We start from the raw sequence: 11,067 nt of genomic DNA on the forward strand, positions 1-11,067 counted from the left end.
GGCCCCGCCTCCTTCCCGGGGAGGAGGCGGGGCCCGTACGGCCGTTCCCGGTCCTACTTCTGGTACAGGGCCTCGATGTCGGCCGCGAAGTCCTTCAGCACGACGTTGCGCTTGAGCTTGAGCGAGGGCGTCAGGTGGCCGCTCTCCTCGGAGAACTCGGTGTCCAGCAGCCGGAACTTCTTGACCGCCTCGGCGTGCGAGACGGCCGCGTTGCCGTCGTCCACCGCGGCCTGGAGGGCGGCCAGCAGGTCCGGGTCGGCGGCGAGGTCGGCGACGGTGGCGCCGGACGGCTTGCCGTTGAGCTCCTTCCACTTCGGGAAGAACTCCGGGTCGACGGTGATCAGACAGGCGACGAAGGGCTTGCGGTCGCCGACCACCATGACCTCGCCGACCAGGGCGTGGCCGCGGATCCGGTCCTCGATCACGGCCGGGGCGACGTTCTTGCCGCCGGCGGTGACGATGATCTCCTTCTTGCGGCCGGTGATGGTGAGGTAGCCCTCGGAGTCCAGCGAGCCGAGGTCGCCGGTGGCGAACCAGCCGTCCTTGCGGGAGTCCGCGGTGGCCTCGGGGTTGTTCCAGTAGCCGGTGGAGATGTGCGGGCCCTTGAGCAGCACCTCGCCGTCCTCCGCGATCCGGACGGAGCAGCCGGGCACCGGGCGGCCGACCGTACCGATCTTCGGCTTGTCGCACGGGTTGAAGGCGGTGGCCGCGCAGGTCTCGGTCAGGCCGTAGCCCTCCAGGACGGTGAAGCCGATGCCGCGGTAGAAGTGGCCCAGGCGCTCGCCGAGCGGGGCGCCGCCGGAGATGGCGTGGGTGGCCCGGCCGCCGAGCGCGGCGCGCAGCTTGCTGTAGACCAGCTTGTCGAAGACGGCGTGCTTGAGCCGCAGCACCAGGCCCGCGCCGCCCGCGTCCAGCGCCCGGCTGTAGGCGATCGCGGTGTCGGCGGCCTTGTCGAAGATCTTGCCCTTGCCGTCGGCCTGGGCCTTGGCGCGCGCGGTGTTGTAGACCTTCTCGAAGACTCTGGGCACGCCCAGGATCAGGGACGGCTTGAAGGCGGCCAGCTCGGCGGTGACGTCCCGGACGTCGGAGACGTGGCCGAGCTTGATCGGGGCCATCGCCGGGGCGATCTCGGCGATCCGGCCGAGCACGTGGGCCAGCGGCAGGAAGAGCAGGACCGAGCTCTCGCCGGTCCGGAACAGCGGGGCCAGCTGCTCGACGACGTTGCCGCACTCGGCCAGGAAGTTGCCGTGCGTCAGCTGACAGCCCTTCGGGCGGCCGGTGGTGCCCGAGGTGTAGACGATGGTGGCGACGTCGTCGGCGCCGGCGATCCGGCGGCGCTCGTGGACGGTCGCGTCCGGGACGTCCCGGCCGGCCTCGGCCAGCGCGGCCAGCGCGCCGCTCTCGATCTGCCAGGTGTGCCGCAGCTCCGGCAGGCGGCCGCGGACCTCGTCGACCACCTGGACGTGCTTGGCGGTCTCGGTGATCACGGCGACCGCGCCCGAGTCGCCGAGGATCCACTCGACCTGCTCGGCGGAGGAGGTCTCGTACACCGGCACGGTGATCGCGCCGGCCGTCCAGATCGCGAAGTCCAGCAGCGTCCACTCGTACCGGGTGCGGGACATGATGCCCACCCGGTCGCCCGGCTCGACGCCCGCGGCGATCAGGCCCTTCGCGGCGGCGTGCACCTCGGCCAGGAACTGGACCGAGGTCAGCTCCTGCCACCGGCCGTCCACCTTCCGGCTGAGCACGGCGACATCCGGGTGCTCCTCGGCGTTCCGGTGCACCGGGTCGGCGAGGTTGCCGCCGCTCGGTACCTGATAGAGGGCCGGAAGGCTGAAGTCGAGCAAGACTGCTCCTCGTTCGCGACGCTGCGGGACGGCAGGACGTTACTGCCCGGTAGGCAGCTTCGACCAGGGGGGTCGGCTCCGGTGTTCGAAGTGTCACACCCGGCCGGGTCCGACCAGGCCGTGACCGGGTCGTTCGAATGGCACCCTACGGCAGCGCCGGGCGACCGGCCGGTAACATGCCCCGCCGTCCGGTGCCCGTCGGCCGCTGCCCGGTGCCCGTCGTCCCGCGGCCGCCGCCCGGCACCCGCCGCACCGCGGCCGCCCGTCGCCGATCGCCGCCGCCGGGCGCGATAGCCTGCTCCGGGCGGACCGGGCCGAGCGCGCCCCGGCCGGGCCGGCAGTCAGAGGGACGAGGCGGAGGGCCATTCCATGGCGGAGCACACCAGGTCGAGCATCACCATCGACGCGACCCCGGCCACGGTCATGGCCGTGATCGCCGACTTCGCCGCCTACCCGGCGTGGACCGGGGAGGTCAAGGAGATCGAGGTCCTGGAGACCGGCGAGGACGGCCGCGCCGCGCAGGTCCGGCTGCTGCTCGACGCCGGCGCCATCCGCGACGAGCACGTCCTCGCCTACACCTGGGACGGCGACCGCGAGGTCGGCTGGACCCTCGTCCGCAGCCAGATGCTCCGCTCGCTGGACGGCTCCTACACCCTCGCCCCGCTGGCCGGCGGCCGCACCGAGGTGACCTACCAGCTCGCCGTGGACGTCAAGATCCCGATGCTCGGCATGATCAAGCGCAAGGCGGAGAAGGTCATCATCGACCGCGCCCTGGCCGGCCTGAAGAAGCGCGTCGAGGACACCGACGGCAAGAAGCCCGCCCAGGGCTGACGGTCCGACCGAACGAGGGGGCCGCACGGCATGACGGCGACACGCACCATCCTGGTCAGCGGCGACGCCGGCGCACCCACGGTGGCCGCCGCCACCGCCCTGCACGCCGCCCGGCGCGGCCACCGCACCTGGCTGCTGGCGGCCGACGACCCGCACCGCGCCCTGGACTCCGCCCTCGGCATCCGGCTGGAGCCCGAACCACTGGGCTACGCACCCGGTCTGACCGTCTCCCGGATCGACGAGCAGGCCGCCTTCCGCTACGCCGTCGGCGCGCTCACCGGCCGGCTCAAGCCCGCCCTCGACCTGCTCGGCGCCGAACAGCTCGACCCGGAGGAGCTCACCGCCCTCCCCGGCATCGCCCGGCTCGCCCTGCTGCGCGCCCTGCCCGCCGCCGACCAGGACGTCCTGGTGGTGCTCGCCCCGCCGCCCGCCGAACTGATCGCCACCCTCGCCCTGCCCGAGCAACTGGCCCGCTACCTGGACCGGCTCGTCCCCGAGCAACGGCAGGCCGCCCGGGCGCTGCGCCCGCTGCTGGCCGGGCTGGCGGGCGTCCCGATGCCCGCCGACTGGCTGTACGAGGGGCGCACCAAGGCCGCCGCGGCGCTCGCCGAGTCCCGCGCCGCGATCACCGACCCCGGCACCGGCGTCCGGCTGGTCGTCCCGGCCGACGGCCACCCGTACGGCGAGCTGCGCCGGATCCGGGCCGGACTCGCGCTGCACGGGCACCGGCCGGACGCCGTGGTGGTGCACGGAGCGCTGCCCGGGGCCGCCGCCGCCTCGCCCGACCCCTGGCTGGCCGCGCTGGCCCGCCGCCGCCAGGAGGAACTGACCGGGCTCGCCGCCGAGACCGACGCCCCGGTGCTGGTCGGCGAGCTGACCGACGCCACCCTGGAGGCCCTCGCCGATCGCCTCTACGGGGACGGGGACGGGCCCGAGCGGCTCGCGCCCGGGCCCTGGTCGGTCGAGGACCGGCTCGCCGAGGACGGCCTGCTGGTCTGGCACCTCGACCTGCCCGGCGCCGACCGCGCCGAGCTGGACCTGGTCCGCCGCGGCGACGACCTGGTGGTCGGGCTCGGCGCCCACCGCCGGGTGCTCACCCTGCCCTCCGCGCTGCGCCGCTGCACGGTGGCCGGGGCCGGACTGGCCGACGGGGTGCTCTCGGTGCGGTTCGCGCCGGATCCGGCGCTCTGGCCTCGGGGCTGACGGGGGTTCGACGGCGGTTCGACCGGGGAGCCGGGCCTTTCCGGGCTGTCCGGCCGGTCGGGTAGCGTCGGGCCGGAGGGCCGCGGGGTGCGGCCACGGCCGAGGAGGCGCCCGCGATGACCAGCACCGACGACCGTACCGAGCCCGTCGACGACCGTACCGAGCCCGCCGGCGACCACGCCGGGCCGGGGGCCGACCACACCGGGCCGGGCGGCGGGCAGTCCCACCCGTTCGGGCCGGAACTGGGCCCGCTGGTGGACGAGGTGCGCCGCTTCGCCGACGCGCTCGGCGAGAAGGCCCAGGAGGCCGGCGCCACCACCCTGATCACCCTCTCCGGGATGGCCGACCGGCTGCGCACCCGGCAACCGGAGGTCTACTCCCACCTGGCCGCCGTCGGCACCGGGCTCGCCACCGCGGGCAGCGAGCTGCTGGCCGCCTACCGCGCCGCCGTGGCCGGGCACGAGAACCGCTGGACCGCCGGCCAGGGCGCGCCGGCCGAGAAGATCGACCTCGACGGCGACCTCGGCTCCGGTGTCGACGAGGCTGACGGGCCGTCCGCCAAGCAGTGAAACCGTGACTTCCGGAGGGTGATCATGCCACTCTCGTACGTCACGAAGAGGGGAATTAGATACGACTTTTGAAGCATCGCGGCCTGCTGGCTCCGGAATTGCCTTCGGATAATGTATGCGAGGCTGTGTACGGGGGCCGGGTTGGGCGGTAGCGTTCCGCCCAGCGGAACGAGTGAATAGCTGAGGGACACATGGCTCTGACCATCGGCGTCGATGTCGGCGGGACCAAGATCGCGGCAGGTGTGGTCGACGAGGCGGGCGCGATCCTGTCCCGGACCAGGGTGCCCACCCCGGCCGACCCCCAGTGGGCGGTCGACGCCATCGCGCAGGCCGTGCGCGAGCTCAAGGAGGAGCACCCCGACGTCACCGCGGTGGGCGTCGGCGCCCCCGGCTTCGTCGACAGCAACCGCTCCACGGTGATCTTCGCGCCCAACATCGACTGGGAGAACGAGCCGCTGCGCGGGCGGATCGAGGAGCTCACCGGCCTGTCCACCGTCGTCGAGAACGACGCCAACTGCGCGGCCTGGGCCGAGTTCAGCTTCGGCGCGGCCGCCGACCACCGCGACATGGTGCTGATCACCGTCGGCACCGGCATCGGCGGCGGCATCGTCCTGGACGGCCGGCTGCACCGCGGCCGCTTCGGAGTCGCCGGCGAGATCGGCCACCTCAACATGGTCCCCGACGGCCTGGCCTGTGGCTGCGGCGGCAAGGGCTGCTGGGAGCAGTACGGCTCCGGGCGCGCGCTGCGCCGTTACGGCCGGGAGAAGGCCGCCGCCGACGCGCAGCGCGGCCGCCGGATGCTGGAGCTCAACGACGGCGTGGCCGAGACCATCCGCGGCATCCACATCACCCAGGCCGCCGAGGAGGGCGACCCGCTCGCCCTGGAGTGCTACGCCGAGCTGGCCGACTGGCTGGGCCGCGGCATGGCCGACCTCGCCGCGCTGTTCGACCCGGGCGTCTTCGTGCTCGGCGGCGGCGTCTCCGACTCCGGGCGGCTGCTGCTCGACCCGGTCGCCAAGGCCTTCGAGCACTACCTGACCGGCGGGGTGCACCGCCCGCGCGCCGAGGTCGTCCTGGCCTCGATGGGATCCGCCGCCGGCATCGTCGGCGCCGCGGACCTCGCGCGCACCAGCTGACCCCGACCTCTTCGAGCCCGCCGGCAGCGGTGCGACCGGGCCCCGACCGATCCCGGACGCGCCGCCGCCGTCGCACGTCCTCGGGCGACACGTCCCGGTTCCGCCGCGTACCGTCGGAGCGATCCGGTGACCGCCCAGGGGAGGACCATGACCGCCGAGACCGCCGCTGCCGCCGTCCGACCGCTGCCGCCGTCCGGCCCGGGCCGGCTGCGCCTGCTCAGCTACAACATCCGCTCACTGCGGGACGACCGGCGGGCACTGGCCCGGGTGATCCGGGCCTGCGACCCGGACCTGGTCTGCGTCCAGGAGGCGCCGCGCTACTGGCGGCCCGAGGGGCAGGCCGCCTGGCTGGCCCGGCACACCGGGACCGAGGTGCTGGCCGGCGGCGGCCGCACCGCCGCCGGACCGCTGCTGCTCGCCCGGCCCGGCGCCGTGGAGCCGCTCGGGGTGTACGACCGGCTGCTGCCCAAGACCCGCGGCCTGCACGCCCGGGGCTTCGCCACCGCGCTGCTGCGGCTGCCCGGCACCGCGCCGTTCACCGTCACCAGCTGCCACCTCAGCCTGGACCAGGAGGAGCGGTACGGGCAGTTCGAGCTGCTGCTCGACCAGCTCGCGATCACCGAACTCGGCGTCGTGGCAGGGGATTTCAACGAACACCCGGACGGTCCGGGCTGGCGGCTGCTGGCCTCCCGGCTCCAGGACGGGCACCCGGCCGCGCCCTGGGGCGGCGAGTTCACCTCCGTCCCGGAGCGCCCCTACCAGCGGATCGACGCCGTCTTCGCCACACCCGGGATCACCGTCCTCGGCTGCGGGGTGCCGCACGGGCTGCCCGGCGTCACCGAGGCCGACCTGCGGGCCGCGACCGACCACCTGCCGGTGCTCGCCGTCCTCGAACCGCCCAAGGCCTGACCGGTCAGACCACCGCGCCGTGATCCGGATCCTCCGGCTCGTCCTCGTCGCGGTCCTTCATCCGCGCGACCAGCGTGACGAAGCCGCCGAGGAAGGCGGTGATCCCGACCCAGGCGGGCCAGCCGGAGATCTCCCGCCAGACCACCGCGTCGATCAGCAGCAGCGCGGGGCCGCCGAGCACCGCCAGCCAGGCGAACTTGGCGGTCACGTCGGCGGCCGGCAGCGGCGGGGGCTCCGGCGGGACGTAGTGGCCCTCGTCGGTCTCCTCGGCCAGCTCGAAGTCGCGCGGGCCCGAGCCGGCGGCCGGCATCACCGGCCGGCCGGAGCGGGGGCGGGGCTGCGGGGCGAGACCGGACAGGTCGTCCGGCTCGCCGCGGCCGTCGGCGCCGTCCTTGGGGCGGCCCTTGAGCTCGTTCTGCGCCCGGAGGTTCTCAACCTCCGGCCAGTTGGGGTTGTTGAGGTCGACCGGGTCGTCGAACTGGGCCACCAGGGCGGCGAAGATCTCGTCCTGCTCGGCCTGGCTGCGCTCGGGCGCCCGGCGGGTGCGGCGCTCGGCGGGAGCCTGCGGTGCGGCGGCGTCCGGGGCCGGGCCCTCGGCGGCGTCCTGGGCGGGCGGGGGCGTCACGGCGCCGCCCGGGCCCGTACGGTCCGTCGGCGCGCCGCCCGGGGCCGCGGCGTTCGTCCCGCCGTCCTTGGTCGCACCGTCCTCGCGGGGAGTCTCGTCCCCGCCGCCCGCCGTGCTGCTCTCGTGCACTTCCGGCCCTTCAGCCATGGTGATCGTCGGATTCGACCCGGGTGACGCCCACCGCGGGTGCGGTCAGCCGTCGGATGAAGTCCTGGGCGGCCGCGAATATTTCCGCCGCGTCGTGGTCCAGCGTCGCGACGTGGAAGCTGCGTTGGCACAGCCGCTCCGCCACGTCGGTCGAGGATATCCGGGCCAGTACCAGTTCCGAGTTGGCCGGAGAGACCACGTGGTCACGCGGGCTGTGGAAGAGGAGCACCGGTTGGGTCACCTCCGGCAGCAGCCGCTGGACCTCCTGCCACAGCAGGCTCAGCGACCAGGCGGCGTGCAGCGGGGTGCGGTCGTAGCCGACCTCCGGTGAGCCGGCCCGGGCGATGTCGCCCGTGACCCCGGCCGCGCTGGGGACCAGGTGGCGCAGGGCCGGCAGCAGCACACTCACGGGGGTGTCCGAACGCACCGACGGGTTGACCAGCACCAGCCCGGAGACCGCCGGCCCGTGCAGCGCGGCGAGCCGCAGCGCCAGCGCGCCGCCCATCGACAGCCCGCAGACGAAGACCTGCTCGCACTCCTCGGCGAGCGCCAGCAGCTCCTGTTCGGCGGCGGCGTACCAGTCCTGCCAGCGGGTGACCTGCATGTCCTGCCAGCGGGTGCCGTGCCCGGGGAGCAGCGGCACCGAGACGGTGAACCCGGCCGCCGCCAACTCCTCGGCCCACGGCCGCATCGACTGCGGCGACCCGGTGAAGCCGTGGCAGAGCAGCACCCCCACCGGTCCGCCGCGGTGGTGGTACGGCTCGGCGCCGGGCAGCAACGGCATGGCGGGCTCCTTCGCGGACGGGTGGCGCTGGGGGAGGGGGCGCTGGCGGGGGCGTTGCGGATTCGCATCGTCCCACGCTCCGCGCCGGGTCGTACACCCCTTACGGCGGGGCCGGGCGAACCCCCGGCGGCGGGCCCCGGCGCACCCCCTGCGGCGGGCCCGGGCGCGGCGGACGGCCGCGGGGCATTAGGATCGACCGGTCCGCATAACAGGAGGCCCGGGTTGTTCTACCGACTGATGAAGATGATCGTCGCGCCATTGCTTCGGATCTTCTTCCGGCCCTGGATCGAGGGTGAGGAGAACATCCCCACCGAGGGTGCGGCGATCATCGCGAGCAACCACCTGTCCTTCTCGGACTCGTTCTTCTTCCCCGCGCTGATCAAGCGTCGGGTCACCTTCATCGCGAAGGCCGAGTACTTCAACACCCCGGGCCTCAAGGGCCGGCTGACGGCGGCGTTCTTCAAGGGCGTCGGCCAGCTGCCGGTGGACCGCTCGGGCGTGCGCGGCGCCGGGGAGGCCGCGATCCGCAGCGCCATCGCGGTGCTGGAGGGCGGCGAGCTGTTCGGGGTCTACCCCGAGGGCACCCGGTCGCCCGACGGCAAGCTGTACCGCGGCAAGGTCGGCGGTCTGGCCCGCGTCGCGCTGGCCACCGGGGCCCCGGTGATCCCGGTCGCCATGATCGACACCGAGAAGGTGCAGCCGCCCGGCCAGGTGATCCCCAACTTCGGCATCCGCCCCGGCATCCGGATCGGCCGCCCGCTGGACTTCTCCCGCTACCAGGGCATGGAGAACGACCGCTTCATCCTGCGTTCGGTGACGGACGAGGTGATGTACGAGATCATGCGGCTCTCCGGCCAGGAGTACGTGGACATCTACGCGACCGCCGCCAAGCGGCAGATCGCCGACGACAAGAAGAAGGCCGAGGCCGAGCGCCGGGCCGCGGTCAAGGCCGAGAAGGCGGAGGCCGCCGAGGCGGAGAAGGCCGAGAAGGCCGCCGGGGGCGAGAAGGCCGCCGAGCCCGGCACCTCGGAGAAGCCGGAGTAGACGTCCGGGCCCCCCCCGCGGCCCCGCCGGGGGGGGGGGCGGGGGGGGGGCGGGGGGGGTGACGGGCCGCGGCGGCAGGGCCCGCGCGGGCGGCGGGACCCGGGCGGCCCGCGGGCAGTCCGGCGCGCTGCCGCTGTGGAAGGCGATCTCCTACTTCCGGGTGCTGGCCCTGTGCTACGCCCTGCTGCGCTACTTCAACTCGTACCTGCACTTCCTGCACCCGGTGGCCGGCTGGATCTTCATGGGCGCGCTGACCCTCTGGACCCTGGCCAGCACCCGAGCCTTCGCCAATCCGCGGCGCTGCACCTGGTACGTCCTGGGCACCGACCTCACCCTCGCCGTCACCGGCATCGTGATGAGCGGACTGACCGACTCCCCGGCCCGGATCAGCCACGGCGCGCCCACCCTGCCGACCATCTGGGCCGCCGGCACGGTGCTCGGCTACGCCGGGAAGGGCGGCTGGCGCCCGGCGGCGGCCTCGGGTTCGGTGATCGGCGTCGCCAACATCCTCGGCCACGGCGGCCCGACCGGCGACAACCTCCACAACATCGTGCTGCTGCTGATGGCCGGCTGCGCGATCGGCTACGTGATCGAGCTGGCCCGGGGCAGCGAGGCCACCCTCACCCGGGCGCTCCAGGTCGAGGCGGCCACCCGGGAACGCGAGCGGCTCTCCCGGGACATCCACGACGGCGTGCTCCAGGTGCTCGCCCTGGTCCAGCGGCGCGGCGCGGAGCCGGCCGGGGGGACGGGCGGCGCGGACCTCGCCGAGCTGGGCCGGCTGGCGGGCGAACAGGAACGGGCGCTGCGGGCCCTGATGACGGGCGGTCCGCTGCCGGCCCAGCGCACGTCCGGACCGGACGCCGGCGAGCCGGTGGACCCGGACGCCCCGTGCGACCTGACCGCGCTGCTGCGCCCCTACGCGGACGAGCGGATCACGCTCTCCGCCCCCGGCACCGCCGTGCTGCTGCCCGGCCGGGCGGCGGGCGAGCTGGCGGCGGCGGTCGGCGCCGCCGTCGACAACGTGCGCAAGCACGCGGGGGAGCGGGCCCGGGCCTGGATCCTGGTCGAGGACGAGCCGGAGGCCGTCACCGTCAGCATCCGCGACGACGGGCCGGGCTTCGCGCCCGGGCGGCTCGGCGAGGCGGAGCAGGCCGGCCGGCTCGGCGTCTCCCAGTCCATCCGCGGCCGGCTGCTGGACCTCGGCGGCACGGCCGAGCTGTACTCGACGCCCGGGGAGGGCGTCGAGGTCGAACTGCGCGCCCCGAGGAAGGCCACTCGATGACCGACCAGCCGATGACCGACCAGCCGATGACCGATCAGCCGACCGCCGACCGGCCGGTGCGGGTGATGGTGGTGGACGACCACCCGATGTGGCGGGACGCCGTCTCGCGTGACCTCGCCGAGGCGGGGCTGGACGTGGTGGCCACGGCGGGCGACGGCGAGGAGGCCGTCCGCCGGGCCCGCGCCTGCACCCCGCAGGTGATCGTGCTGGACCTCAACCTGCCCGGTCTGCCCGGCGCCGAGGTGTGCCGTCGGGTGGTCGCGCACGACCCCGCGGTCCGGGTGCTGGTGCTGTCGGCCAGTGGTGAGCACCAGGACGTGCTGGAGGCGGTGAAGTCCGGTGCGACCGGCTACCTGCTGAAGTCGGCCGGCCGGGAGGAACTGCTGGACGCGGTGCGCCGTACGGCCGTCGGCGACGCGGTGTTCACCCCCGGCCTGGCCGGTCTGGTGCTCGGGGAGTTCCGCCGGCTGGCCGCCGAGCCGGCCCCCGCCTCGGAGCCGGCCGCCCCGCGGCTGACCGCCCGGGAGACCGAGGTGCTGCGGCTGGTGGCCAAGGGGCTGTCCTACCGTCAGATCGCCGACCGGCTGGTGCTCTCGCACCGGACGGTGCAGAACCACGTGCAGAACACGCTCGGGAAGCTCCAGCTGCACAACCGGGTGGAGCTGGTCCGGTACGCGATCGAGCAGGGCC

11 protein-coding genes are annotated in these 11,067 nt (G+C 74.6%); 8 read left to right on the top strand and 3 right to left on the bottom strand.

All coding sequences use genetic code 11. The features are described 5' to 3' along the window. Nucleotides 1-53: 53 nt before the first annotated feature. Nucleotides 54-1,847: an AMP-dependent synthetase/ligase gene (locus tag ACFRMQ_RS30170; protein WP_380733849.1), complete on the bottom strand. Its 1,794-nt coding sequence runs from the start codon at nucleotides 1,845-1,847 to the stop codon at nucleotides 54-56. A gap of 369 nt (nucleotides 1,848-2,216) precedes the next feature. On the opposite strand from ACFRMQ_RS30170, the gene ACFRMQ_RS30175 reads away from it, so the two are divergent. From ACFRMQ_RS30175 to ACFRMQ_RS30195, 5 genes are all read left to right on the top strand, one after another. After that, nucleotides 2,217-2,678 carry an SRPBCC family protein gene (locus ACFRMQ_RS30175; protein ID WP_380733850.1) on the top strand — a complete coding sequence of 154 codons (462 nt, stop codon included), beginning with the start codon at nucleotides 2,217-2,219 and terminating at the stop codon, nucleotides 2,676-2,678. A 30-nt stretch (nucleotides 2,679-2,708) separates the two neighbouring features. Further along, nucleotides 2,709-3,881, top strand: coding sequence for an ArsA-related P-loop ATPase (locus tag ACFRMQ_RS30180; protein ID WP_380733851.1), 1,173 nt, complete (start codon nucleotides 2,709-2,711; stop codon nucleotides 3,879-3,881). A 116-nt stretch (nucleotides 3,882-3,997) separates the two neighbouring features. Further along, nucleotides 3,998-4,450: a DUF5304 family protein gene (locus ACFRMQ_RS30185; protein ID WP_380733852.1), complete on the top strand. Its 453-nt coding sequence runs from the start codon at nucleotides 3,998-4,000 to the stop codon at nucleotides 4,448-4,450. 191 nt (nucleotides 4,451-4,641) lie between these two features. Next, nucleotides 4,642-5,586 carry an ROK family glucokinase gene (locus ACFRMQ_RS30190; protein WP_380733853.1) on the top strand — a complete coding sequence of 315 codons (945 nt, stop codon included), beginning with the start codon at nucleotides 4,642-4,644 and terminating at the stop codon, nucleotides 5,584-5,586. Between the two features lie 147 nt (nucleotides 5,587-5,733). Next, nucleotides 5,734-6,495 (top strand): endonuclease/exonuclease/phosphatase family protein, encoded by a 762-nt coding sequence (locus tag ACFRMQ_RS30195; protein ID WP_380733854.1) that lies wholly within the window; start codon nucleotides 5,734-5,736, stop codon nucleotides 6,493-6,495. Between the two features lie 4 nt (nucleotides 6,496-6,499). On the opposite strand, the gene ACFRMQ_RS30200 is transcribed toward ACFRMQ_RS30195, so the two are convergent. Beyond that, complete coding sequence (locus ACFRMQ_RS30200; protein ID WP_380733855.1) at nucleotides 6,500-7,249, bottom strand: hypothetical protein; 750 nt, start codon at nucleotides 7,247-7,249, stop codon at nucleotides 6,500-6,502. Between the two features lie 10 nt (nucleotides 7,250-7,259). Then, nucleotides 7,260-8,051 carry an alpha/beta hydrolase gene (locus ACFRMQ_RS30205; protein WP_380733857.1) on the bottom strand — a complete coding sequence of 264 codons (792 nt, stop codon included), beginning with the start codon at nucleotides 8,049-8,051 and terminating at the stop codon, nucleotides 7,260-7,262. A gap of 222 nt (nucleotides 8,052-8,273) precedes the next feature. On the opposite strand from ACFRMQ_RS30205, the gene ACFRMQ_RS30210 reads away from it, so the two are divergent. From ACFRMQ_RS30210 to ACFRMQ_RS30220, 3 genes are all read left to right on the top strand, one after another. Then, a complete protein-coding gene (locus ACFRMQ_RS30210) occupies nucleotides 8,274-9,095 on the top strand; it encodes a lysophospholipid acyltransferase family protein (protein WP_380733858.1) in 822 nt (273 codons plus the stop codon). A 58-nt stretch (nucleotides 9,096-9,153) separates the two neighbouring features. Further along, a complete protein-coding gene (macS, locus tag ACFRMQ_RS30215) occupies nucleotides 9,154-10,377 on the top strand; it encodes a MacS family sensor histidine kinase (protein WP_380733859.1) in 1,224 nt (407 codons plus the stop codon). After that, nucleotides 10,374-11,067, top strand: a 694-nt coding sequence (locus tag ACFRMQ_RS30220) for a response regulator (protein ID WP_380733860.1), incomplete at its 3' end; no start/stop codon positions are given. The genes macS and ACFRMQ_RS30220, both read left to right, overlap by 4 nt.

This window comes from Kitasatospora sp. NPDC056783 (assembly GCF_042789895.1).
Taxonomy (GTDB): domain Bacteria; phylum Actinomycetota; class Actinomycetes; order Streptomycetales; family Streptomycetaceae; genus Kitasatospora.

Bases quoted from the DNA above. Each gene is read 5' to 3' on its own strand.
- ACFRMQ_RS30175 (WP_380733850.1), top strand. From the start codon at position 2,217: ATGGCGGAGCACACCAGGTCGAGCATCACCATCGACGCGACCCCGGCC.
- ACFRMQ_RS30180 (WP_380733851.1), top strand. From the start codon at position 2,709: ATGACGGCGACACGCACCATCCTGGTCAGCGGCGACGCCGGCGCACCC.
- ACFRMQ_RS30185 (WP_380733852.1), top strand. From the start codon at position 3,998: ATGACCAGCACCGACGACCGTACCGAGCCCGTCGACGACCGTACCGAG.
- ACFRMQ_RS30190 (WP_380733853.1), top strand. From the start codon at position 4,642: ATGGCTCTGACCATCGGCGTCGATGTCGGCGGGACCAAGATCGCGGCA.
- ACFRMQ_RS30195 (WP_380733854.1), top strand. From the start codon at position 5,734: ATGACCGCCGAGACCGCCGCTGCCGCCGTCCGACCGCTGCCGCCGTCC.
- ACFRMQ_RS30205 (WP_380733857.1), bottom strand. From the start codon at position 8,051: ATGCCGTTGCTGCCCGGCGCCGAGCCGTACCACCACCGCGGCGGACCG.